This window comes from Pseudooceanicola nanhaiensis (genome assembly GCF_020171315.1).
In the GTDB taxonomy this organism is placed as follows: Bacteria; Pseudomonadota; Alphaproteobacteria; order Rhodobacterales; family Rhodobacteraceae; genus Pseudooceanicola; species Pseudooceanicola nanhaiensis_A.
In genome coordinates this window covers 41645-64133 of the sequence record NZ_JAIUZP010000017.1, presented here as the reverse complement: position 1 = coordinate 64133, position 22489 = coordinate 41645, and the positions used below count along the sequence as shown (strand labels likewise).

The window sequence follows — 22489 nt, the reverse complement described above, 5'->3', positions numbered from 1 at the left end:
GTGCTCCTTCAGGATGCCAATGATCTGCTCTTCGCTGAAACGGCTTTTCCGCATCGTCTGTCTCCTCGTTTGGAGAACAGGCTAACCTCAAACCGCGGACTTTTCAGGGGAGCAGGTCATTGGAATTTAACCTCTATCCCAGCCCTCCTTAGACCATGAGCATCCCGCCCGCCCTTCCCGGCGGGCCCTTCAAGCTATCGGAGATCCTCATGCCTATCGGAGTCTGGGCCCTGACGGCGGCGGCGCTTGCCATTGGAATGGCCGAGTTCGTGATCGTCGGCATCCTGCCCCAAATCGCCCGTGATACCCAGGTGAGCCTCGCCACCGCGGGCCTCACCGTCAGTATCTACGCGCTGGCCGTGGCCATAGCCGCGCCGCTGCTGACCGCCCTGACGGGGCGGTTCGACCGCAAGAAACTGGTGCTGGGCCTCATGGTCCACTTCGTCATCGCCAATACCCTCTCGGCCCTCGCGCCGACCTTCGAGGTGCTGCTGCTGGGCCGCATCCTGTCGGGCGTCGTGCAAGGCGTCTTCTACTCGGTCGCCACCGTCGTCGCCGCGCAGCTGGTGCCGAAGGAGAAGGCCGGGCAGGCCATCGCGACCATGTTCACCGGCATCACCTTGTCGCTGATCTCGGGCGTGCCGGTGGGCACCTTCATCGCCAACTACTTCGGCTGGCGTGCGACCTTCATCGCCGTCACCGGCATCGGCGTGCTGTCCTTCGTGGCATTGGCGTGGCTCCTGCCGCGCAACATCGAGCGGCCCGCGCCCTCGTCGTTCCTCGAGCAGATGTCCGTGGTGCTGAAGCCGCGCCTCGCGCTGCTCTTCGCGATCACGCTGGTGGGCTATGGCGGCTCTTTCGTGGCCTTCACCTACCTGTCGCCGATCCTCGAACAGTTCACCGGCATGACCCCGAACGGCATCGGCACGCTGCTGTTCTTCTATGGCGTCGCAGTGGCGATCGGGAACCTTGTCTGCGCGCGGATTGCCGACCGTGTCGGCGCGATGCCCGTGCTGCTGTGGATCTATGGCGTGATGGCGGTGGCGCTGCTCATGCTGATCCCCTTCGCAGGCAGCCTGATGACGGTCGTGCCGCTGGTGATTATCTGGGGCATCGTGGCCTTCGGCTCCGTGTCGATCCTTCAGCTCTATGCCGTGAACCAGGCCGTGCTGATCGCGCCCCGGCTTGTGAACGCGACGTCGAGCATGAACATCTCGGCCTTCAACCTTGGCATCGCGCTTGGCGCGGGCGGCGGTGGCTGGGTGGTCGATCACCTCGGCCTCGGGATGACCGGGCCGGTGGCAGGTGTCGTCGTGCTGGCAGGTCTGGCGCTGGCCGTGATCAGCGCAGGCATCGACCGCAGGCACTGTGCCGCGCTGCGGGCGGGCAACGGCGGCGAGTGCCCCGAGGCGGCATAAAGCCAGAGGGGGCCGTCAGGCGGTGGCCCCCTCCAACGCCAGATCGCGCAGGGTGTCGAGGAGCGGCGAGGGATCGTCTTTCCGCCAGGCAAGCGCCACCGACAGCGAGGGCGCCGGGTCTTCCAGATCGACGATCCGCATGTCGCCACTGGCCGCGCAATCGATGCGGTTGGTGACGAAACTCACCCCCATCCCGGCTTCGACTAGGCACAGGCAGCTCTGCCCCTCGGTGCAATCCTTCACCTTGGGCCGGAAGCCTGAAACCGCGCAGGCGCGGATGATCTCGTCATGCACGCCGGGGTTCTGCGCGCGCGCCGGGATGATGAAGGTCTCCCCCGCGAAGGCCGAGAGCGGCAGAGGCGCATTGCCAAGCGCCTTCAGGTGCGGATGCGACACCGGCACGGCAAGGCGCATCTGCTCCGAGTGGATTTCTCGCACCTCAAGCGCCGGGTCCTCGGCAGGCATCAGGAGGAAGGCCGCGTCGATCGAGGCGGCCAGCAAGTCCTTCACCTGCGCGTCGGTGGGTAGCTCGTGGATCGAGACCTCGATCTCCGGATGCGCCTCGCGGAAGCCGCGGATGACGCCCGGGAAAACCGTCTGCATCGCCAGCGGCGTGACCCCGATGGCAAACCGCCCGCTTTCCTCGGCAATCGCATGGCGCACGGCGCGCTGCACCTGATCGAGATACGCCAGGAGCCCGTCCGCCTCGCGCCGCAGCACCACGCCCGCAGGCGTCAGCGACACGCGCCGGGTCGTCCGCTCGAAGAGCTTGACGCCCAGCTTGTGCTCCAGTTGGGCGATGGTCTTGGTGACCACCGGCTGGCTCATGTTCAGCATCTCGGCGGCGCGGTTGAAGTTCAGCGTCTCCGCCACGCGGGTGAAGCACCGCAGTTCCTTGATTTCCATGCGCGCCCCATTGATGCGAATTGGGAATATATGGCGATAGCGAATGCGAAATTAAACTCCGCCTTTCGCCGCATATATGTCTCTCACGACGACAAAGGCAAGCGAAGGGGCACGAAGACGATGCACCGCAAACTCATCATCCTCGGCTCCGGTCCGGCGGGCTATACGGCGGCGATCTATGCCGCCCGCGCCGGGTTGGAGCCGCTGCTGCTGACCGGGTTGGAGCCTGGCGGGCAGCTGACCATCACCACCGACGTGGAGAATTATCCCGGCTTCGCGGACCCGATCCAGGGGCCCTGGCTGATGGAGCAGATGCGGGATCAGGCCCTGCGGATGGGGGTCGAGGTCATCAATGACATCATTCTCGGCGCGCAGCTGGAATACGGCATCTGCCTGACCAGTGACAGCGGCACGCACTACGGCGCGGATGCGCTGATCATCGCGACAGGCGCCAAGGCCCGCTGGCTGGGCCTGCCGTCCGAGACGGCGTTCCAGCGCGGCGGCGTGAGCGCCTGCGCCACCTGCGACGGGTTCTTCTACCGCGGCCGGACGGTCGTGGTGGTGGGCGGCGGCAACACCGCCGTGGAAGAGGCGCTCTTCCTCGCGGGAATCGCCGAGAAGGTGATCCTGATCCACCGTCGCGACAGCCTGCGGGCCGAGAAGGTGATGCAGGACCGCCTGTTCGCACACCCCAAGATCGAGGTGCAGTGGCATTCCGAAGTGGCCGAGATCACCGGCACCGACAGCCCCAAGATCGTCACTGGCGTCACCCTGCGCGATATTCGCGACGGCAGCCTGCGCGACCTGCCCACCGACGGCGTGTTCGTCGCCATCGGCCATGACCCAGCGACGGAGATCTTTGGCACGCAGCTGCCCTTGAGGCCCGGCGGCACCATCCTGACCAAGCCCGACAGCACGGCCACCGCCATCCCCGGTGTCTTCGCGGCCGGTGACGTGGCGGACGACCAGTTCCGGCAGGCCGTCACCGCCGCAGGGCAGGGCTGCATGGCCGCGCTGGAGGCCGAACGCTACCTCGCCGGGCTGCCGCTCGCGGTCCCGGCCTGAAACCTCAACGACAAGGAACAAGACATGACGACAGACGTCACCACGCTGGATGCCAGCAACTTCGACAGTTTCATCAATGGCCAGGGCCGCGTGAAGGTCCTGCGCTTCTGGGCGACCTGGTGCCGCCCCTGCATCGCGCTGGAGCCGACATACAACGAGGTCGCCTCGGAACTCGCCGACACCGCCGCCTTCGGCGAGGTCGACATCGACAAGGCGCCCGAGATTGCCGGCGCCTTCGGCATCCGCTCCGTCCCCACCGTGGTGGTGATGAAGGACGGCCAGCCGGTCAACGTGGTCGTCGGGCTGAACCCCAAGGCGCAATACCTGCAGGCCGTGAAGGCGGCCTGAGGCAGGAGAAGATCATGGCTGATATCAAGATGACCGCCACCTGGGACGGTGGCTTCAAGGGCACTGGCCGCATCACTGGCGAAGGCTGGGACGTGGGCATCGGCATCCCTGCCGAGTTCGGCGGTTCCGGCGCGGGCGCTGACCCCAAGTCGCTCTTCACCTCTGCGACGCTGGCCTGCTTCACCGCGACCCTGCGCGCGATCACCGCGAACAAGAAGGTCCCGGTCGACAGCCTGTCCGTGGAGACGGACGCGACCGCGACGGATGACGCCTTTGCCATCCGCCACACCGCGAAACTGGTGCTGAGCGCAGGCGCGAGCGAGGCCGACCGCGCGGCGGCCGAGGGCGCCATCGCCACCGCCGACAAGGTCTGCGTCGTCGGCAACCTCGCAAAGAAGGCTGGCGTGACGATCCAGGTGACGCCCGAGATCACCCTCGGCTGACCTGCCGGAAACGGAAACCGGCGGGGCGTCTTCGGGCGCCCTGCCGCCAGAGAAGGACACAGACATGGCCAAGATCGACATCTACACCACGCCCTTCTGCGGCTTCTGCTCGCGCGCCAAGGCGCTGCTGACGCAGAAGGGCGCGGCCTTCACCGAGATCGACGTGATGAACGGCGCGGCCCGTCGCGCCATGATGTCGCGCGCAGGTGGCGCCCACACGGTGCCGCAGATCTTCATCGGCGAGATCCACGTCGGCGGCTGTTCGGACCTCATGGCGCTGGAGCGCTCACGACAGCTCGACCAGCTGCTTGACCTCGATTGATCCGATTTCGAAATCAATCGGCCTACGAGAAAGAATTTATCACGGCGCTCCGGCGGCGCTACGCCAACGGCAACATCGGAGGAGTTGCACATGACCGCAGACATCATCACCTTCATCCTGGTCGTCGGGATCGGGTCCACTATCGCACTTGACCTTTGGGGCTTCTTCACCGCCAAAATCGGCTGGATGCCGGGGACGCACTGGCCTTCCGTCGGGCGCTGGTTGCTTGGCATTCCGGCGGGACGGCTGGTCCTGGACGGCAACGACACCCGCCTGCATACGGGCGCCGAGGCCGCCACCGGCTGGATCTTTCACTACCTGATCGGCCTCGCCTATGCGGTGATGTTCCCGCTGTTCTGGGGCGCGGGCTTCGTCGCGGCCCCGACGGTGTTCCCGTTCATCCTGATCGGCGTCGTGATCAGCACACTTGCGGGCCTCATCATCCTGATGCCTGGCATGGGCGGGGGCCTCTTCGCCCGGAAGCTGCCGAACGCGGGCGGGATGATCGCTTACGTGCTGGTGGCCCACATCGTGTTCGCCCTGGCGCAGTATCTTCTGGCATTGGCGGTGGCGTGACCTGCGCGGGCTCCTCAGATCGATACCTTGGTCCCGGCCGACATGACGTGTTGAGGGTTATCAGGCGCTCGAACCTCCGCAAATGAACTACAGCGGCCGTCCGTGCAAGTCGCAGCGAACGACCGCTCTCCGCCCTCTGTGCAAGTTACGCCGGGTTTTCCGACCTGATCCTCGCGGAATGTCTGCTTCCACGTTGTGGCAACGTTGCGTTCGCGCGAGCAGCGAACGACCACTATCCCGCCCCAACCAGACATGCCCGCCGCGCGGAGAACGCCAGATACCGAAAATCGCGCGGAGATTGATGAGGCCATCATCCTCGTAGGCATCCATTGATGACGCTGACTTAGATCAGACCTCATGGCGCCTAGAACCCGGACAAACGCTCGATCACCCAGAACGCCGCAACCCCGCCGATCACGTAGCTGCTAGCATGGCTGAGCCGGGCACCATGGCGCATGAGCGCCGGCAGCGCCCTCTTCGCCAAGGCCCAGAGCGACAACAGCACCGCGATGAAGGCCAGCTGCCCCAGTTCCACCCCGACGTTGAAGGCCAGCAGGGCCAGTGGCACGTCGCCTTGCGGCAGGCCGATCTCGTGCAGGGCGCCGGCGAAACCGAGGCCGTGGATCAGTCCGAAGCCGAAGGACACCACCGCAGGAAAACGTTCCGCCACCGGGTCGCGGCGTGCGGGCGGCTTGGCCAGTTCGAAGGCGAGGAAGACGATGGAAAGGGCTATGACCACTTCGACCGGCGCGGAGGGCAGGTGGAGCCAGCCGAAGGTCGCCGCCGCCAGAGTGATGCTATGGGCCAGCGTGAAGGCGGTGATCGCGAAGAGAAGGCGACGCGGGTGGCGCACGAGGAGCAGCAGCGCGAGCACGAAGAGCAGGTGGTCGAGCCCTTCGAGGATATGGGTGAAGCCGAGCGCGACATAGCTGGTGAAGACCTCGCCCCGGCCCGGTGCCATGGGCACGGTGAAGGCGGGCGCGGTTGCGGTCAGCCTGCGGGTCTGGGCCGCGCCGGGCTCCAACTCGTAGCGCACCAGCACGTCGGTCCGCGTGCGACCGAGCCCGTCGATGGCGATCTCGCCCCCGGCAAGGCCCTCGGGGCAGTGCGCCAGGAAGGAGGAGACCCACGCCCGCCCGTCGAAGGCCGGCGCGGCAGCGGGCGTGGTCGCGCAGCCCGGTGGCAGGCGTGGCGCAATTGGCATCGGGCGGCCGTTCACGTCTGGCATCCTCCAGCTCACCCGCCAGCGGCTCTCGCCCATGGCAGACAGCTCAAGATAGCCGGGGTCGAGGGCGTGGGCTGTGGCCGCGTGCGGCAGCACCGACACGAGCAGCAGCAGCAGGACGGCGAGGCGTCTCACTCGTCCTCCTCCGCCATCCCGGGCAGGACGAGGCGATAGCGGCTCATCAGCTCCTCGGTGTAGCGCTCCCGCATCCGGCGGGCCTCGTCATAGCGCCAGTCCGCCAGGACCTTCTCTCGCTGAGTGTCGAGTTGCGGCAGGGCGCCCTGAGTGACGGAGTCGAGCCGCAGCAGGTGTGGGCCATAGGCGCTGGTGAGCGGGCCGGCCCAGGTTCCGGGAGCCAGCCCGGCGACTTCGGCGGCGAACCCCGCGCCAAAGACCCGGTCGAGCGCGGGCAGGGCCATGGCCTCGATCCGGGGCGGAAGCTGCGTGGCACGGCCAACCCCATCAGGATCGGCTCCGCTGCGCAGCTCCGCGACAAGCGCAGCGGCCTCGGCCTGCGAGACGGCGGCGGGCAGCAGCACCTGCGTCAGGCTGATCCGCGCAGGTTCTGCATAATCGGCGGCGTTGGCCTTGTAGTAGGCGGCAAGGGTGGCGTCGTCGGGCTCCAGCGTGGCGGCGGGGGCTTCGGCGAGGAATTCGACCTTGGCGCGCAGGCGGTTGCGGATCATCGCGTCGCCCTGATCCAGGCCGAGGGCGCGCGCTTCGCGGACCATGGCTTCCTCAATGGCCCAGTCTCGCACCAGGGCGCGGGCCTCCTCCCGCGTGGGCGCACGACCCCACCCGGCATAAAAATCATCGGCAAGGCGGTCGGCCTCGACCTCGGTCAGGGTGATGACGTCGTCGCGGGGCGGAGCGGCGTCTGGCGCGGCGGTCAGCCCATAGAGACCGAAGATGAGCCCCCCGAGCACAAAGAAATGCACGAGTGGCGAGCGCAGCGTAGCCAAGAAAGGGGCGGGGAGAGACATCGTCACCCCCTTACGGGCCCTGAAGCGCGGCGGCGACACGCCCGAGCCGCGCGCCCGCATCCTCCGCGAGTTCCGCGATCTCGGGCGCCTCGCCCAGGTCGCCCATGGCCATCATCTGCCCAGCATCCACCAACCGGACGAGCGCTCCGTCGGGGGTCTCCTCGACCGTGACGTTGCAGGGCAGCAGCAGGCCAACGTCGGGCCGGGCCGTGATAGCGCGATGTGCGAGGCCCGGATTGCAGGCCCCGAGGATCGTGTAGCGCCGGAAGCTCTGGCCGAGCTTCTCGGCGAAAGCCCGGTCGAGGTCGATCCGGGAGATGATCCCGAACCCTTCCTTCGCCAGTGCCGCGGTCACCGTCTCGACGGCCTCATCGAAGGAACCGTCGAGCGGGATGGTCGTGCCGAAGTCTGCCATGGATCACTGCCCTGCCGAATACCAGATCGGCGAGGTATAGGCGCGTTCCGTCACGGTCATCGGAACGTCGTCGGTGAAGGTGCTTTCCTCGAAAAAGGCTGCGTCATAGGCGGTCCAGCGCGGCGTCGGGATCTCGATCACTCGGGCATAGTAGAAGGCGTCGAGCATCGGGTCGAACTCCGGGTCGGTCCAGACGGTGATCAGCTCCGGCGCGCCGATGGTGTTGGTCCATGTGGCCTTCTCGACGTCCACCGTATCGCCGACGGAGGGCAGCTTGCCTTCCGCGCCGGGGGTCCGGTCACCGGACCAGACCACGTCGAAGATCTTCTCCTGCATTTCGCCCGCGGCATCGACCCAGCCCTTGATGATCTGGATGCGGTCGAGGTTGCCGGAGTAGGGGTCCTTGATCGCCGCCACGAGGAAGCTGGGCGCCTCTGCCCCATCCGGGGCGGGGGGCATGTCGGCGCCCATGGGCACGCCCTTGCCATAGCCGATGGCGCCGGGGTTGCGGCCAAGCGCGTCCTCCTCCGCGAAGTCCCAACCGCCGAAGAAACGCACGCCGATCCGCGTACCGGTGGTGCCATAGACCTCCTTGCGCTTCATCGCGTCCCAGATCGCCGCGCGGGTGTTCTCGGCCGCCCAGACGGCGGTCAGACCCGATGCGCCCAGTTTCCAGTCCTTCACGGTGCGCCCGTCGAAATCGAAAGCGTTGCCGGTGGAGCGTTCGACGCCGGGCTCAGAGGCCGGAAACTTGCCAAAGAAGTTGTTCTCCTCGGTGGAGGAGATGCCGGTGTGCGCATCGGTCGAGCCGAGCAGACCGAACTTGAACGGGTTGGTCCCTAACTCGTCCTCCAGCTTGAGCCCGCGCTTCAGGGCCTCGCGGGCGTATTCGAAGTCGAGCATGCCGGGTTCCTTGGGCACCACGTTCAGGTTGCCCTTGTCCCAAATCTCGAAGTCCGCGAATTCATCGGAGGGCGCCAGCGACGGATGCTGTTCCGAGGTGCCCTTGCCCTGCGTCACCTCGTAGAGCGGCTCCCACCGGGCGCGGTTCTTGGCCCATTCCGCGTCGATCGGCTTGCCGTCCGGGGTCTCGGTGGCGAACATCAGCCCGTTGGAGAGGTTGCCGTTGTGAGGGATCGCCAGCAGGCGGCCGCCGGTCTCAGCCTCATAGTTTTCCATCCAATCCCAGAGTTCGTTCGGAATCTCGGTGTCGAAGGTGGTGAGGGGCCGGACCATGTCCGCCAGGGTTTTGCCGTCTCGGTAGATGATGTTGCGGTGCAGGTTGTTCCCGCCGCCGTAGTTCGACGTCCATTCATAGCCGATCAGGGCGGTGAACACGCCGGGCTGGTTATGGCCTTCGACGATCTCGGTCATCTTCTGCCACATATCCATCTGCGTGGTCTGATCGGTCATTGCGGCAGGAACTTTCCCCTCGCCCTGAAGGGTGATCATTTCCATGACCACGGCGGTCGCGGCCTCGCCGCCCTTGCGCATGTCATCGTGCCAGCGTTTCAGCGTCGGATCGGACATGAAGGCCGGATCGCCCTCGTAGATACTGGCCACGACGCCGAGCGCGTCGGAGTGATCGGCTACGACCATCCAGTCATAGGGGCGGGACAGCTTCACCTGCTGGCCGGTGCTTGAGGTGATCTCGCCGCCTTTGGCATATTGAAGCGCCTCATCCGGCCCGACGCGCGTGCCGCCGCCAAAGGCATCGGGCGACCATGAGGTGTGCAGGTGCTGCTCACCCCAGAGCGGCTGTGTCGGGTAGCTGCGGCCCGCATAGGGCGAGTAGCCCGGCTGGTTGAAGAACCGCTCGATCTTCTCGGCGGTGATGGTGCCCGCGTCGGTGGTCACCTGCGCGGCGAGCGGGGTTGCGGATAGGGAAGCGGCGAATGCAATGAAACAGATGCGTCGTGCCATGAGAGTTCTCTCCTCTGCGGGTGGCAGATCGAAATTCACGTCTTCAATAGGCCGTCGGTCCCATTCGGGACGACTCGTAAACTACCTTAAAGTGTATCCAGCCAATGCGATAACCGGATACAAATCAATCATTTCTTTCGAATGTCTTTGCGGGGAACTGCGGCGAAGCAGGCGCAAACTGGCAGTTTCAAAAGGGAAAGATTCGTCCCATCCTGCCTGTCAGTACTCCTGCACCAGCAGGTCGCGTGCGGACTTGCGCACGGCGCGCGTCAGGGGCTGCATGATGCTTCGTGATGCCCGCGTCACCTGCCATGTCAGCTCCGAAAAGATGTGATTGTCCTCGGAGATACAGGTCAGGCGCCCCTTTGCCATCAAGGGTTGCGCCAGCAAATGGGGCAACATCACCCATCCGAACCCCATGGCGGCCGCGTCGGCAAGCCCTCTCGCGTCCGGCATGTAATGTGTCGGTGGGACCAGTTTCTGCCCCGTTGACCTCTCCGCGAAGTCGATTTGGAGCCGGTCGTCAGGATTATAGGTCAGGCAGGGCGCCGCCTGTAAGGCATCCGCCGTCAGGCCTTGCGAGAACCATCGCGTGTAAAAGGCGGGGCTGCAGACGGGGATGTACTGCAAGGCCCCCAAGATGAAAGCGTCGCAGCCCTGCACCTGGCGTTGACCGAATGTGACCGCAGCCAGCACTTCGCCCCGCGCGAGGAGCCGCGTGCCCTGCGCATAATTGTCGACCTTGAGGACAAAGAGCCGGTCGGGCACGTCCTTGAGCGCGTCCAGCAGCCATGTTGCCATCGTGTCCGGCGAAATCGCGATCGCGACCGGTGCACGCGCCTTCCCTGCATCGAGGGCAAGGCTGGCGACAAGGGTTTGTTCGCGCAAAATGATCTCCTGCGCATATTGCCACACAAGCCGCCCCGCATCGGTCGGTGCACAGGGGGTATCCCGCGTCAACAGCACCGCACCGATCCTGTCTTCCAGCAAGCGGACCCTTTGCGAGAGCGCCGACGCGCTGAGGTTGAGCTGCTTGGCCGCAGCTTCGAAACTGCCTGTCCCGAGGACTGCGGCAAGTGCTTCGACATGCTTTAGGTCCAGATGCAAGCGCGTGCTCCTAATGGGCCTTAAGGAAAGCGCGTTCGCCAAGCCTGGGGCGTGTCTCCTAAGGTGCTGGAATAGTCATTATTCAATAGCCAGTCCCGAAGGAGACCAGTCAAATGCAAGAATTCAAAGTTGCCGTATTGTCGGCCGCCGTGCTGTTCGCCGTTCCCGCTTTCGCGGGCAATCAAACCACGGCGATCGCGGTTCCGGAGGTCAATCTCAATCATGATGCAAACGCGCATGATAATTGCAAGGGCCGGAATTGTGTAAGAGGCGCCCGTAGCTGGAAAACCTCCGCAGCGGCTCCGGCCCCGGTATCCAAGGGGCGCAACGCCGGCCGGCGGGCCCGCCCGATGCCCGAAGCTCTTCAGACATTCGCGCAAAAGTAGAACCCGGGCGCGGCAATTACTTTCGCAGACGTCGGTCAATCACAAATGACCGTTGCTCCGATTATCAAGTGCGGCACCGGAACGTAAAGCGCCCGGTGCCGCGTAATACGGTTTCTCAGCCTGTTCTGCCGGTTCAGGTGGTGCGCCGAGCCGGGGGACCTTCCAAACGACGCAGAAGCATAGTTATGCTAAATCTCGTGTCCGTCAGTGTCCGCCGCCTGACAGCCCGATCCCGGCGATCAAGGCGCCCCAGACCTTCAGCCGCAGGCCCACCGCTTTCACGACGCCGGTCGCGGCGATGATATGGCCGGTGAGGCCCGGCAGCGTGGTTGTGTAGGTCTGTACGAGGCAGCCGCTGCCGTTGAGCATGATGGCCTCATGCTCGGGGTGCACCAACTCGAGATACGCCACGAGCGAGCCGCGGGCGACGAGGTTCTGAGGTTCAAGAAGCCGCCCCCCCGGCACGATCTGGCCTGCGGCCACCGCGGGCTGGATCGACGAGATATGCGCCGGCAGCACGGTGTTCCGGAACGAGAGGCCCATGTTGGAATCGCAGGCGATCTCTGCAGCCATGCCTTCATGAAGCGTGGAGCGCGCCACCTGCGAGAACCCCGCCGTGATCCGCACTGGCATCTCCGGATCGCGATCCGGGATGATGACCATCGCCGGGCTGAGGATGAGCTGCGAGGCCGGGCTGCCGGGACCAAGCGCGAGCTGCGTCACCACCCCGTCGGTCACGGTGTGAACCGAAGTCTTGTCCAATGCCGCGCGGGCGCTTTCGAGCGAGGCCTCGGCGATCCTGCGGCGGGCCGGAAGCCCCTCGGAGATCTCCGACTGCGCGAGGGTGACACTGGCCTGCGCCGCGGCAAGGCGTGCCTCGTCCACGGCAACCTCTGCCTGCAAGGTGCGCACCGCGTCCTGCGTGCCCACGTTGCGCTCCAGCAATGTCATCGCCTGGCCGAGGTCCTCCTTGGCCAGGTCGAGCGCGGCAGTTGCCTCCATGACGGAGGCCTCAGCGGCCAGCAACTCGTTCCGGACCTTCGCTTCGTCCGAGGAGAGTGCGGCAAGCTCGGCCTCGGCGCGGTTCAGATCGGCGCGTTGGGCACTGTCCTCGATACGGAAGAGCAGATCGCCCGCCGAAACGTGTTGGCCGTTGGTGACCGCCACCTCGGTAACCGGCCCATTGACCTGCGACACGACAGAGACGGTGCGGAACGGCAGCACGCCCGAGTAGGACTTGGGGTGGAAGTAGAAGATGACCACGAACAGGGCAAAGGCCATCGCGGCCCACATGAAGACGGCCACCCTCATGTTCCAGACGGACATGGGTTCGCCCCGGCGCTTGAGCTGGAAGTACCGGATGATGACGGGGAACGACGTCAGAAGAAGCTCGATCATAGCGCGGACCCCTTGTCGGAGGGCACGGGATCGGCGGGCGCCGCGGCTATCGACGCATCGGGATGCGCTGTCTCATCGTGGCCGGGGGTGCTGACGCCGATCAGCGAGTGGAACCGCGACCAGTCGGCCATGAGCGCGATCAGGATCGCACTGAGCGGAAGCAACAGGCTGAAGTGCTCGATCGGGAAGACCTCGTAGATCAGTGCGATGGCAAGCAGGGTGGGAATGGTCTTGGCCAGCGGCGTGCCCTTGGCCCTGTGTTCCGCCCATCGGTCGAAGGCCGCGTAGAGGGTGACCAATCCGAAAATCGCAAGGACCAGCAGAAGAATTGCAACCCACGCCAGAAGATCGGTTTCACCCGGGCCTGCGAACCAGGAGGGGTCTCCGTGCGAAATATCCGTTTCACTCGTCATAGTATTACGCGCCTAAAATCAAAATTCCCCGAACCGTAACTTGCGCCCATATGGCTGTCTACATGCTGCGTCGGGCTTGCAGCGGCGGAGCGGGGACCGAATGCGGATTGGAGTGATCTTGTCGCTTCGACGCCCGCCCAATTTTGATGACGGGAGGGAGACCCCGCGCTAGACTTCCCTCAAACGCGCAGATTGCGCCGCGTTTTCTTGTTTAGATTGTGCATCATACGAGTGATTCAGGAGAGTATTGCCATGCGAGTTCTTGCAGGTCCCGCAGCGCTGCTGCTGGGAACAATTCTGACCCATGGGGGCGCCTTGGCGCAGGACAGCGCCGACACGATCTATTCGGGCGGCCCCATCCTCACCATCAACGACGCCGCGCCCACGGCCGAGGCTGTGGCCGTGAAGGACGGCACGATCCTTGCCGTCGGCACATTGGAGGAGATTTCCAAGCTTCAGGGCGGCGACACGCAGATGTTCGATCTCGCCGGGCGCACGATGCTGCCCGGCTTCGTCGACAGCCACGGTCATGTCGTACTCGGCGGCATTCAGGCGCTGTCGGCCAACATGCTGGCGCCGCCGGACGGCGACGTGCGCGATATCGCGGGCCTGCAACAGGGGCTGCGCGACTGGGTCGCGGCCAATCAGGAGGCCGTGGACGCGGTGAACCTGATCATCGGCTTCGGCTACGACAACGCGCAGTTGGCCGAACTCCGGCATCCGACGCGGGACGAGCTGGACGCGGTCTCCACCGAGGTGCCGATCATGATCATCCATCAGTCGGGGCATCTGGGTGTCGCCAACTCCAAGGCGCTGGAGATTGCCGGGATCACCGATGAGAGCGAGAACCCGGCCGGCGGGGTGATCCGCCGGGGCGAGGATGGACGGCCCAACGGGGTGCTAGAGGAATACGCCTTCTTCGGAGCGCTGATGCCCCTGCTGGGCCAGCTTGGTCCGGAGGGGTTCGAGACCTTTGCCAAGGCCGGGGCGGAGTTGTGGGCGCGCTTCGGCTATACGACCGCGCAGGAAGGCCGTTCCAGCGCGGGCAACGTGGCTGCCCTCAAGGCAGTGGACGCCCGGGGCGAATTGCCGATCGACGTGGTCGCCTTCCCTGACGTGCTGGAGGCGCGGGACTTCATCGAGGCGAACGTCTCTCAGGACTACGACGGCCACGTGCGGGTCGGCGGCTGCAAGCTGACGATCGACGGCTCGCCGCAGGGCTTCACCGCATTGCGGGACCGGCCCTATTACGACCCGGTGGGGGATTACCCGCCGGGCTACAAGGGCTATTCCGCAATCACCGAGGCGCAGACGAACGATGCGGTCGACTGGTGCTTCAGCCATGGTTTCCAGATCCTCACCCATGCCAATGGCGAAGGGGCGTCCGACATGCTGATCGCCGCGATTGGCACGGCAGAGGAGAAATACGGCCCGCCGACCAACCGGCCCGTGCTGGTCCATGGCCAGTTCCTGCGCGAAGACCAGGTGGACAGTATCCAGAAGCTGGGTATCTTCCCCTCGCTCTTCCCGATGCACACCTTCTACTGGGGCGACTGGCACCGGGACCACACCGTCGGCCCGGTGAATGCCGAGAATATCTCGCCCACTGGATGGGTCCGGCAGCGGGGCATGATGTTCGGCTCGCACCACGATGCGCCGGTGGCCTTCCCCGACAGCATGCGCATCCTGTCCGCCACCGTGACCCGGCGCACCCGCTCGGGCGATATCCTCGGACCGGCACAGCGTGTCGGCGTGATGGACGCGCTCAAGGCGCTGACTCTCTGGCCTGCGTGGCAGCATTTCGAGGAGGACAGCAAGGGCTCGATCGAGGTCGGGAAGCTGGCGGATTTCGTGATCCTGTCCGACGACCCCACCGCAGTGGACCCCGAGACGCTGGCCGAACTGCAGATACGCGTCACGATCAAGGATGACACCGTTGTCTACGAGGCGCCGGAGGGTGTGCAGAAGACCGAGATGCGGAATTTCCCCTTCTTCGGCAATCCTGACATGGCCCACCACGCGCTGCACGCGATGAGCGAAGGGATGGGCGTGGAGTCCTCGCCGGTCTGCCCGTCGGCTGACCCGCATTGCCCGGCGCCGTCCGGGGGCGTTCTGGCGCCCCTGTAGGTCGCGCGCCCTGCCATCGCCCCGCTGCACATCTGCGCGGCGGGGCGTCCTTCCGCCCGTTTCGTGCTGACGTTTGCGTGACCGACATGTCGCATGGCTTGCCCTGACCGCCGCCTGACGCGACAACCACGGGGCAACCCACCTCACGGACCGCGAATGCTGCGCTACGCCACTCTCTGCGTGACCCTTTCGATCCTGCTCCTCTCGGCGCTGACGCCGGTGCAGGCGCAATCCTCGACCGGCTGCGCGAGCAGCTCCGGGGTCGAGGTCGAAGGCGTTTGCATCGCGCCGGGCGTCTCGCTCTCCCAGCGGGTGCCAGCCAAGAAACCCTGTTTCACCTGCGCCGTTCCGGTGGGGAGCGAGTTGACCTTCGCGCCCCGCGTGGCGGCATCGCTGCACCGCCTTCCCGACATGTCCCAAACGCCGGGCCGGACCATCCGCCCAGATCGCAGGCCACCGCGCGCCTGATCTCCATCACAGCTGTATCGGCACCCCGGTGCCCCGTTTTCGCGACGCCAGACGGCGCTCGCATGCTATGGAGATACGACATGATTACATCCACATCTGACCGCCCGGCGCTGCTGCTGCCGGTATTCGGCCCGCTCTACCGCGTGGCCGCCCCCCTGACGGAGCTTTGGCTTCGCGTCATCAGCGGCGTTGCGCTGATGGTCCACGGCTGGCCCAAGATCCAGAACCCCACCGGCGCGGCCGACATGGTCTCGGGCCTTGGCTTTGCGCCGGGCTGGCTCTGGTCGATCCTGCTCTCGGTGACGGAATTCACCGGCGGGCTGCTGCTGGCCCTCGGCCTTCTGACCCGCATCGCCGCAGGCGGCACCACCGTCATCCTGCTGGTGACGGTCTACTTCCACTGGGTCGTGCTCGAACAGGGCTACCGGGGGGCGGAGCTGTCGCTGATCTGGTCCGCGGTGACGCTGACCTTCCTGGCCAAGGGCGGCGGACGCTTCTCGGTCGACCGCCTGATCGGGCGCGAACTGTGATGCGGCGGCGGAGCATGCTGAAGGGGGTGGGCGCCATGGCGCTCGCCTCCACCCTGCCGCAGGCGGTGCGGGCCGCGAACAGCCTTCCGGTGCAGGCGCCGGTGCACGTGGGCGCCGTCGGCCTGCGCACTCGCGACGCCGAAGCCCTCGCGGCTTGGTACCGCGCGGCCGTCGGCCTGCAGGAGGTCGCCCGCGAGGATACGACGATCTGGATGGGCGCCGGCGGGGAGCGCCTGCTGGCGCTGACCGAACAGGCCGGGCTGTCGCTGGCGGGCCAACGGGAGGCCGGGCTGTTCCACACCGCCTTCCTGCTGCCCTCGCGCCGGGACCTGGCGCAGTGGATCGCCATGGCGATCGAGCGGCAGCTTCCCGTGTCCGGCACCGCGGATCATCGGGTGAGCGAGGCGATCTATCTGACCGATCCCGAGGGCAATGGCGTCGAGATCTATGCCGACCGTCCGCAGGACAGTTGGGAGTGGGTCCAGGGCGAGGTGCAGATGGGCACCTATCCCCTCGACGTCGAGGGGATCATGGGCACGCTGGGCCTGTTGCCGCCGAGCTGGCGCGGCGCGCCCGCGGGCACCTGCGTGGGGCATGTGCACCTGAAGGTGGGCGATGCGACCCGGGCGGGGAACTGGTGGCGCGAAACGCTGGGCTTCGACGCGGCGAGCACACGGGACGATGCCGTGTTCCTGTCGACCGGGGGCTATCACCACCACGTGGCGGTCAACGAATGGCTGAGCGCCGGTGCCGGGCGGCGACCGGACCGCGAGACTGGCCTCGACTTCGTCGCCTTGCGCAGCCGAGTCGCCGCGAAGGCCAGCGTCTACGAGGACGACTGGGGCACCACGATCCGGATCTCCTGACCTTTTGCGGTGTCGCCGTGACCGACGGCGACACCGTCCCCGGTGCCTGAGCATGCTGTCGTGCAAGGCGGGCGGGCTGCGATCCTCGCAATCGTGACCGGACGGGCCTTGATCGGCCGAGGAAAATCGCGAGGTTGGGTGCCTCAGCCTCTTTCCCGGTGCGCGCCTGCCGGACCGGGGATTCCTCTGCCTCGCCTGCCGCGCCGGACGCCCATGCACAGCTTCCTCTCCCACATCCTGCCGACGCTCGAATCCCTTGGGGTCTGGTCCTACTGGATCGTCGGCCTGTTCTCCTTCCTTGAGGGGTGGTGGGTCACCGGCGTCATCGCGCCCGGCACGCTGGTGGTCGATGCCGGGGGCGCGCTGGTGCGGCTGGGGTATCTCGATTTCTTCGACCTCGTGTGGTTCGTCGCCATCGGCGCCATTCTGGGCGGCGAGGTCAGCTGGCACACGGGGCGGTGGCTCGGCGGGCGGCTGCGCCTGCCGCAGGGCAAGACCTTCGAGCGCGCGCAGGACCTCGTGCGGCGGCGCGGGCCTGTCGCGGTGGTGATGGGCCGGTTCCTCGGCCCGGTCGCCGGTCTTGCGGCCCTTGCCGCGGCGCTTTCCGGCCTGAGCCGCCGTCAGTTCGTCGTCTGGAACATCGTCGGCGGCATCCTCTATGCACTGGCCCATGTGTCCATGGGCTATATCGCGGGTGACATCCTCGCCCGGATCACGCCCTACCTGCCGCGGATCGTCCTGCCGCTGGGCCTCTTCGCCGTCATCGTGGCGATCACCTGGCTGCTGGTCCGTCACATCCGGCGCGGCTGGCCGCTGATCGTCGTGACGCTGGAGGGGCTGGCACGGCACCTGTCGGAGTGGCCGCCGATGAAGCGGCTGAGCGCACGGCATCCCCGAATCACGGCGGTGCTGGCCAAGCGCCTTCACCTGACCCACGGCGGAGGGCTGTTGACCACGGCAATCGTGGTGCTGCTGATCTATCTGGTGGGGGTCTTTGTCGACAATGCCTTCGACCTGACGTTCCTGCCCGAGACGGCGGCGCTGGATGCGCGGATCGCGAACCTCGCCCACGCCTATTGGAGCGATACGGGCCTGACGATCGCGGGCTGGCTGACGCAGCTGGGGCACGTGCCCGTCGCGACGACCGTGGCCGCCGGGGCTGTTGCCTTCTTTGCGCTCTGGGGGCGGCCGGCGGCGGCCATTGGCCTCGCGGTCTCGGTCGCGGGCGATGCGGTGACGGTGACAGTGCTGAAGCTCGCCTTCGGTCGGGCGCGCCCGGAACTGGGGTATTTCCTCGAAACCAGTCACAGTTTCCCCTCGGGCCACGCGGCGATTTCCGTTGCGCTCTATGCCTGCCTCTTCGTGATGCTGTGGCGTGAGCGCTTCATCGGGCCGACGGTTGCCCTTGTCGGCGGGATGACCGTGGCGGCAGCGATCGGGCTGACGCGGATATACCTCGTCGAGCATTACCTTTCGGACGTGCTGAACGGATGGATCATCGGGGGCATCTGGCTGGTGGTCGGCTTCGGTGTGGCGGAGAGGCTGCGTCGGACGTCCCTGCCCGCCCGTGCGGCGCGCCCGGCCCTGGCCCTCGGCGTTGCCGCGCTCTCTCTGGGCGTGGCGGGCTGGCTGGCGGTGGAAAAGCGCCCGGTGCTGAAACACGCACAGACCGCGCCCCAGACCATCGTGGCCGACTTGGAGCAGGCGGCGACGGACGGGACGCTTCCGCTGGACGTCGTGACGTTGACCGGCGAAGCGCTGCCCCCGGTCACCTTGATCGTTCAGGGCGCGACGCCCGAGGCGCTTGCCGCTCACCTGAGCGCCGGCGGCTGGACGCCGGTGCCTGCGCCGGGCGTGACCTCTGTCGTCGCGGCGCTGCGGGGCGAGTTTGCCGACCAGGCCCGTGCCGATGCGACCGCGCTGCCCGCCTTCCGGGACGCGCTGCCGGCCGCCCTCACCCTGCGCGCGCCCTCGGGGCACAGCATCCTGCGGCTCTGGCCCGCGGGGCAGAGCGAGACGGGCGCGGAGATCGTCGCCGTGGCGCTCTCTCCCGAGGGCGATTTAGCGGAGTGGTCGGAGGCGGAGGTCCGTCGCGATGTGCTCTCGCTCCTGCCCGGCACGGTGCAGCGGGTTCCGACCAAGCCGCTGAAGGGCAAGACCGACCTGCATGGCACGCCATGGAGCACCGACGGCCAGCTTGCGCTGCTGAAACTGCCGCAGTCCCCACCCGCGACGAAAAAACCCTGACCGTCGGCCCCGTGTCCCCGCGGGCTGTCCTGCCCCGAGATCGAAGTGGCCCGGGGTGTCCTGTCCCGCCCGGGACAGACCACGAAAGAGACTTCAGATGGATTTGATCAACGCCGCCCTGCTGGGCATCCTCGAGGGGATCACCGAGTTCCTCCCGATTTCCTCCACCGGGCACCTCATCATCGCCGAGCATTGGTTGGGCGCCCGGTCGGAGCTGTTCAACGTCGTGATCCAGGCCGGGGCTATCCTCGCTGTCACGCTGATCTACTGGAAGCGGATCGTCAGCCTGCTGACCGGCTGGTCCGATCCCGAGGCGCGGGACTATCTGCTGAAGATCGTCGTTGCCTTCCTGATCACCTGCGTGCTGGGGCTGATCGTCAAGAAGATGGGCTTTGAGCTTCCGACCGAGATCACCCCGGTGGCCTGGGCCCTGATCATCGGCGGTGTCTGGATGCTGCTGGCCGAGAAACGCGCGGCGGGGCTGCCCGACAGCGCCCGGATCACCTGGTCCGTGGCCATCGCGGTTGGCGTGGCCCAGATCGTGGCGGGCGTCTTCCCCGGTACCTCGCGCTCTGCCACGACGATCTTCGTTGCGATGCTGCTGGGAACCTCCAACCGCTCTGCTGCGACGGAGTTCGCCTTCCTCGTCGGTATCCCGACGATGTACGCCGCGTCGGGCTATGAACTGCTGTCCCAGATGAAGGACGGCGGAGTGAGCGAAGACTGGACGGCCCTCGGCGTGGCGCTTGCCTTCTCGACCGTGACGGCGTTCATCGCGGTCAAATGGCTGCTCGGCTTCATCCGGACGCACCGGTTCACGGCCTTCGCGATCTACCGGCTGATCTTCGGGGCGGTGCTGCTGGTCGTGGCCTCAACTGCCGGCTGAGGCCGCGTCTTCGCGGAGCGTGCCGGATCAGCCCACGGATACGACGTGCGAGACCAGGCTGCCGTCGGCGCCGAAACGGTGCATCATGAACTGCGCGGGTTCGTCGCTGAAGGCATAGGGCACGCCCGGGCGCAGATCGAAAGCGATCTGGTGCGAGGCCGAGGGTGACACCCGCACGGGCGCCCCGCCAAAGCTGCCCTGGATCGCGCGGTGCATGTGCCCGCACAGGATCGCCCGCACACGGCCATGGGCGGCCACCTGCGCAGCCAGGGCATCGCGCCCGGACAGCAGCCCCATGGAATCCATGTCCTGCAGTCCGGTCTCGAGCGGCGGGTGGTGCATGATGATCAGCACGTCCCGGTCCTGATGTGTCTTCAGCTGGGTGTCGAGCCACGCCAGCCGGTCTGCGCAGAGTTCGCCGTGGGGCGTGCCGGGCACCAGAGTGTCGAGGCCGATCACCACCAGCGGACCCAGGTCTTCGCACAGGCAGAGGTGCCCGCTGCCGGTCTCACGTACCATGTCGGGCAGCTGGGCCAGCATCGGCGCGCGGGCATCGTGGTTGCCGGGAACGGCCAGGACGGGCAGACCGAGGCTGCGCAGCCCGGCGCCGACGTGGGCGTATTCCTCTTCCGTCGCGTCCTCTCCCAGGTCACCGGAGAAGAGGATCACATCCGGCCGGACGGTCAGGGCGGCAAGGCTGGCGACCAGCCGGTCGAAGGCGGCCCCGGTGTCGAAGCGATCAGCCAGCCTGCGCCCGCCGGTCAGGACGTGGGAATCACTCAGATGCGCGATGAGCATGTGGGGGTCTCCTGAGGTATTTGAGAGTTTCGCGGCGAATACGAGCCGATCCTAGCCCGGAACCCTGCCAGACAAATGCAACGATTCTGTGCAGAGGCCAGAAAGACGCGTGGAAATTTGTGTTTCCGCTTATCAAAGCCACAATATACACAAAAGATGACTCTGTAATGTACGGCCAGATAGACGCTGTATGGCTCGGGGATTGCTTCATAATCCTGTGACATTTCGCGTTTATCCCAAGATCACGGCCCGGGCATCGCGTCGTTTTTGTGTGCCCTGGTGAATTGAATGCGATCAAAACCCACATCTGTGAGATAGACCGACATGAAATCCACAATTTCCAACCTTACGCGCCGCCGTCTGCTGGCGTCGGGCCTTGCAGCCCCCTTCGTCAGCGCGATGCCCGGTGTCCTGACGCCTGCGCGCGCGAACGAGACCGTGAAGCTCCAGTTCATGTATCCCGTCGGCGTCTCGGGCGACATCAACACGATCATTTCCAACATGATCGCCGAGTTCAACGCGACCCACGACGGTATCGAGGTCGAGGCGATTTATGCCGGCTCCTACGACAACACCGAGCAGAAGGTGATCACCGCGCTCGGCGTGGGTGAGCCGCCGGCGCTGTGGCTGCCGATCAACTCCTCGCTGCAGACCTTCCTGGGTCTAGACGCGTTGGAAGACATCACCGAGCAGGCCAAGGCCGACGACATCTATGACGATTTCATCGGTGGGTTCCTGGATACGGCCGTGTCCGAGGATCGCCTCTATGGCCTGTCGTTCCAGCCCTCGACCCCCGTGCTCTACTACAACAAGGACGCCTATGCCGAGGCAGGTATCGAAAAGGCGCCGGAAACCTGGGACGAGCTCTTCCAGGCGGCCAAGGCGCTGACCGTGCGCGACGGCGACGCGCTGAAACGCTGGGGCCTGATCATCGGCGGCGGCTGGCATGACTGGATGTTCGAAGGCTATTGCCGCCAGAACGGCCTGGTGCCGTGGGAAGCGGACAAGGTCCTGTGGGATCGTCCGGAATCCGTCGAGGCGCTGGAATTCTGGAAAGCTATGGTCGACGCGGGCTGCATGGCACCGGCCTCGACCTGGCAGGGCTCGGCCAACGACTTCATGGCTGGCTCCACCGCGATGCTCTACCACTCGACCGGGTCGCTGACGAACCTGCGCACCTCCTCGCCCTTCGAGGTCGGCGTGGCCTTCATGCCCAAGCGCAAGCAGTTCGGCGCCTCGCAAGGCGGTGGCCCGATCATGATCGCCAAGAACCAGTCGGACGCCAAGAAAGAGGCCTCCTGGACCTTCGCGCGCTGGATGACCAACACGGAAAACCAGGCCGCCTGGAGCCGCGCAACCGGCTATCTGGCCGTGCGCAAGTCGTCCTGGGAACAGCCCGAGATGGTCGAGTACCTGAAAGAGGTGCCGCAGGCCGAAGTGGCGATGAAGCAGTCCGAATTCTCGGGCGCCTTCCTGCAGGTGCCGGCCTATTCGCGCGCCCGCGACACGCTGAAAAGCGCGATCGACCGCACGCTGGCCGGTGAAGTGGCCCCCGAGGCCGCGCTGAAGGACGCCACCGCCGAGGTCAACCGCGAGATCGCCCGCGTCATGCGCCGCCGCGGCTGATCACGCCACGCAT

Annotated in this window: 23 protein-coding genes; 14 read left to right on the top strand and 9 right to left on the bottom strand. The window is 66.1% G+C overall.

Annotation, left to right across the window (positions count from 1 at the left end):
- The first annotated feature begins 209 nt into the window (after positions 1-209).
- Positions 210-1418 (top strand): MFS transporter, encoded by a 1209-nt coding sequence (locus LCM32_RS21070; protein WP_224823057.1) that lies wholly within the window; start codon positions 210-212, stop codon positions 1416-1418.
- A gap of 15 nt (positions 1419-1433) precedes the next feature.
- Here LCM32_RS21070 and LCM32_RS21065 read toward each other — a convergent pair whose 3' ends face one another.
- Complete coding sequence (locus LCM32_RS21065) at positions 1434-2324, bottom strand: LysR family transcriptional regulator (RefSeq protein WP_224823056.1); 891 nt, start codon at positions 2322-2324, stop codon at positions 1434-1436.
- 120 nt (positions 2325-2444) lie between these two features.
- On the opposite strand from LCM32_RS21065, the gene trxB reads away from it, so the two are divergent.
- From trxB to LCM32_RS21040, 5 genes are all read left to right on the top strand, one after another.
- Positions 2445-3389 (top strand): thioredoxin-disulfide reductase, encoded by a 945-nt coding sequence (trxB, locus tag LCM32_RS21060; protein ID WP_224823055.1) that lies wholly within the window; start codon positions 2445-2447, stop codon positions 3387-3389.
- Between the two features lie 24 nt (positions 3390-3413).
- A complete protein-coding gene (locus LCM32_RS21055) occupies positions 3414-3737 on the top strand; it encodes a thioredoxin family protein (protein WP_224823054.1) in 324 nt (107 codons plus the stop codon).
- Positions 3738-3751: 14 nt separating this feature from the next.
- On the top strand, positions 3752-4180 hold the full coding sequence (locus LCM32_RS21050) for an OsmC family protein (protein WP_224823053.1): 429 nt from the start codon (positions 3752-3754) through the stop codon (positions 4178-4180).
- A 64-nt stretch (positions 4181-4244) separates the two neighbouring features.
- The gene (grxC, locus tag LCM32_RS21045; RefSeq protein WP_224823052.1) at positions 4245-4502 is read left to right on the top strand and encodes a glutaredoxin 3; all 258 of its coding nucleotides are present in this window, start codon (positions 4245-4247) and stop codon (positions 4500-4502) included.
- Between the two features lie 90 nt (positions 4503-4592).
- The gene (locus LCM32_RS21040) at positions 4593-5078 is read left to right on the top strand and encodes a DUF2938 family protein (protein ID WP_224823051.1); all 486 of its coding nucleotides are present in this window, start codon (positions 4593-4595) and stop codon (positions 5076-5078) included.
- Positions 5079-5442: 364 nt separating this feature from the next.
- Here the strand turns inward: LCM32_RS21040 and LCM32_RS21035 are convergent, their stop codons facing one another.
- From LCM32_RS21035 to LCM32_RS21015, 5 genes are all read right to left on the bottom strand, one after another.
- Positions 5443-6438, bottom strand: coding sequence for a HupE/UreJ family protein (locus LCM32_RS21035; protein ID WP_224823050.1), 996 nt, complete (start codon positions 6436-6438; stop codon positions 5443-5445).
- Positions 6435-7241 carry a peptidyl-prolyl cis-trans isomerase gene (locus LCM32_RS21030; RefSeq protein ID WP_224823049.1) on the bottom strand — a complete coding sequence of 269 codons (807 nt, stop codon included), beginning with the start codon at positions 7239-7241 and terminating at the stop codon, positions 6435-6437. The genes LCM32_RS21035 and LCM32_RS21030 overlap by 4 nt, the downstream gene beginning before the upstream one ends.
- Positions 7242-7296: 55 nt before the next feature.
- Entirely contained in the window at positions 7297-7701 is a 405-nt protein-coding gene (locus LCM32_RS21025; protein WP_224823048.1) for a DUF302 domain-containing protein, read from the bottom strand.
- Between the two features lie 3 nt (positions 7702-7704).
- Positions 7705-9624 carry a DUF3604 domain-containing protein gene (locus LCM32_RS21020; protein ID WP_224823047.1) on the bottom strand — a complete coding sequence of 640 codons (1920 nt, stop codon included), beginning with the start codon at positions 9622-9624 and terminating at the stop codon, positions 7705-7707.
- Positions 9625-9843: 219 nt separating this feature from the next.
- Entirely contained in the window at positions 9844-10731 is an 888-nt protein-coding gene (locus LCM32_RS21015; protein WP_224823046.1) for an ArgP/LysG family DNA-binding transcriptional regulator, read from the bottom strand.
- A gap of 113 nt (positions 10732-10844) precedes the next feature.
- Here LCM32_RS21015 and LCM32_RS21010 point away from each other — a divergent pair, with 113 nt between their 5' ends.
- Positions 10845-11117 carry a hypothetical protein gene (locus tag LCM32_RS21010; RefSeq protein ID WP_224823045.1) on the top strand — a complete coding sequence of 91 codons (273 nt, stop codon included), beginning with the start codon at positions 10845-10847 and terminating at the stop codon, positions 11115-11117.
- Positions 11118-11321: 204 nt separating this feature from the next.
- Here the strand turns inward: LCM32_RS21010 and LCM32_RS21005 are convergent, their stop codons facing one another.
- Both LCM32_RS21005 and LCM32_RS21000 read right to left on the bottom strand, forming a co-directional pair.
- Positions 11322-12515, bottom strand: coding sequence for an HlyD family secretion protein (locus LCM32_RS21005; protein ID WP_224823044.1), 1194 nt, complete (start codon positions 12513-12515; stop codon positions 11322-11324).
- Complete coding sequence (locus LCM32_RS21000) at positions 12512-12814, bottom strand: hypothetical protein (RefSeq protein WP_224823043.1); 303 nt, start codon at positions 12812-12814, stop codon at positions 12512-12514. Before LCM32_RS21000 ends, LCM32_RS21005 begins: the two co-directional genes overlap by 4 nt.
- A gap of 366 nt (positions 12815-13180) precedes the next feature.
- Here LCM32_RS21000 and LCM32_RS20995 point away from each other — a divergent pair, with 366 nt between their 5' ends.
- From LCM32_RS20995 to LCM32_RS20970, 6 genes are all read left to right on the top strand, one after another.
- Positions 13181-15055 carry an amidohydrolase gene (locus LCM32_RS20995; RefSeq protein ID WP_224823042.1) on the top strand — a complete coding sequence of 625 codons (1875 nt, stop codon included), beginning with the start codon at positions 13181-13183 and terminating at the stop codon, positions 15053-15055.
- A gap of 156 nt (positions 15056-15211) precedes the next feature.
- Positions 15212-15523, top strand: coding sequence for a hypothetical protein (locus LCM32_RS20990; protein WP_224823041.1), 312 nt, complete (start codon positions 15212-15214; stop codon positions 15521-15523).
- Positions 15524-15603: 80 nt separating this feature from the next.
- Positions 15604-16053, top strand: coding sequence for a DoxX family protein (locus LCM32_RS20985; RefSeq protein ID WP_224823040.1), 450 nt, complete (start codon positions 15604-15606; stop codon positions 16051-16053).
- A gap of 14 nt (positions 16054-16067) precedes the next feature.
- Positions 16068-16919 carry a VOC family protein gene (locus tag LCM32_RS20980; protein WP_224823039.1) on the top strand — a complete coding sequence of 284 codons (852 nt, stop codon included), beginning with the start codon at positions 16068-16070 and terminating at the stop codon, positions 16917-16919.
- A 213-nt stretch (positions 16920-17132) separates the two neighbouring features.
- Positions 17133-19166 carry a bifunctional DedA family/phosphatase PAP2 family protein gene (locus LCM32_RS20975; protein ID WP_224823038.1) on the top strand — a complete coding sequence of 678 codons (2034 nt, stop codon included), beginning with the start codon at positions 17133-17135 and terminating at the stop codon, positions 19164-19166.
- 97 nt (positions 19167-19263) lie between these two features.
- Positions 19264-20052 carry an undecaprenyl-diphosphate phosphatase gene (locus tag LCM32_RS20970; RefSeq protein ID WP_224823037.1) on the top strand — a complete coding sequence of 263 codons (789 nt, stop codon included), beginning with the start codon at positions 19264-19266 and terminating at the stop codon, positions 20050-20052.
- Between the two features lie 27 nt (positions 20053-20079).
- Here the strand turns inward: LCM32_RS20970 and LCM32_RS20965 are convergent, their stop codons facing one another.
- A complete protein-coding gene (locus LCM32_RS20965; protein WP_224823036.1) occupies positions 20080-20850 on the bottom strand; it encodes a phosphodiesterase in 771 nt (256 codons plus the stop codon).
- A 324-nt stretch (positions 20851-21174) separates the two neighbouring features.
- On the opposite strand from LCM32_RS20965, the gene LCM32_RS20960 reads away from it, so the two are divergent.
- On the top strand, positions 21175-22476 hold the full coding sequence (locus tag LCM32_RS20960) for an ABC transporter substrate-binding protein (protein WP_224823035.1): 1302 nt from the start codon (positions 21175-21177) through the stop codon (positions 22474-22476).
- The last annotated feature ends 13 nt before the right edge of the window (positions 22477-22489 follow it).

Excerpts from the sequence above, each read along its gene's own strand:
- LCM32_RS21005 (WP_224823044.1), bottom strand. The coding sequence starts at position 12,515 with ATGATCGAGCTTCTTCTGACGTCGTTCCCCGTCATCATCCGGTACTTC.
- LCM32_RS21055 (WP_224823054.1), top strand. The coding sequence starts at position 3,414 with ATGACGACAGACGTCACCACGCTGGATGCCAGCAACTTCGACAGTTTC.
- LCM32_RS21025 (WP_224823048.1), bottom strand. The coding sequence starts at position 7,701 with ATGGCAGACTTCGGCACGACCATCCCGCTCGACGGTTCCTTCGATGAG.
- grxC (WP_224823052.1), top strand. The coding sequence starts at position 4,245 with ATGGCCAAGATCGACATCTACACCACGCCCTTCTGCGGCTTCTGCTCG.
- LCM32_RS20960 (WP_224823035.1), top strand. The coding sequence starts at position 21,175 with ATGAAATCCACAATTTCCAACCTTACGCGCCGCCGTCTGCTGGCGTCG.
- LCM32_RS21040 (WP_224823051.1), top strand. The coding sequence starts at position 4,593 with ATGACCGCAGACATCATCACCTTCATCCTGGTCGTCGGGATCGGGTCC.
- LCM32_RS20970 (WP_224823037.1), top strand. The coding sequence starts at position 19,264 with ATGGATTTGATCAACGCCGCCCTGCTGGGCATCCTCGAGGGGATCACC.
- LCM32_RS20965 (WP_224823036.1), bottom strand. The coding sequence starts at position 20,850 with ATGCTCATCGCGCATCTGAGTGATTCCCACGTCCTGACCGGCGGGCGC.
- LCM32_RS21050 (WP_224823053.1), top strand. The coding sequence starts at position 3,752 with ATGGCTGATATCAAGATGACCGCCACCTGGGACGGTGGCTTCAAGGGC.
- LCM32_RS20980 (WP_224823039.1), top strand. The coding sequence starts at position 16,068 with ATGCTGAAGGGGGTGGGCGCCATGGCGCTCGCCTCCACCCTGCCGCAG.
- LCM32_RS21070 (WP_224823057.1), top strand. The coding sequence starts at position 210 with ATGCCTATCGGAGTCTGGGCCCTGACGGCGGCGGCGCTTGCCATTGGA.
- trxB (WP_224823055.1), top strand. The coding sequence starts at position 2,445 with ATGCACCGCAAACTCATCATCCTCGGCTCCGGTCCGGCGGGCTATACG.
- LCM32_RS20995 (WP_224823042.1), top strand. The coding sequence starts at position 13,181 with ATGCGAGTTCTTGCAGGTCCCGCAGCGCTGCTGCTGGGAACAATTCTG.
- LCM32_RS20985 (WP_224823040.1), top strand. The coding sequence starts at position 15,604 with ATGATTACATCCACATCTGACCGCCCGGCGCTGCTGCTGCCGGTATTC.
- LCM32_RS21020 (WP_224823047.1), bottom strand. The coding sequence starts at position 9,624 with ATGGCACGACGCATCTGTTTCATTGCATTCGCCGCTTCCCTATCCGCA.
- LCM32_RS20975 (WP_224823038.1), top strand. The coding sequence starts at position 17,133 with ATGCACAGCTTCCTCTCCCACATCCTGCCGACGCTCGAATCCCTTGGG.
- LCM32_RS21010 (WP_224823045.1), top strand. The coding sequence starts at position 10,845 with ATGCAAGAATTCAAAGTTGCCGTATTGTCGGCCGCCGTGCTGTTCGCC.
- LCM32_RS20990 (WP_224823041.1), top strand. The coding sequence starts at position 15,212 with ATGCTGCGCTACGCCACTCTCTGCGTGACCCTTTCGATCCTGCTCCTC.
- LCM32_RS21065 (WP_224823056.1), bottom strand. The coding sequence starts at position 2,324 with ATGGAAATCAAGGAACTGCGGTGCTTCACCCGCGTGGCGGAGACGCTG.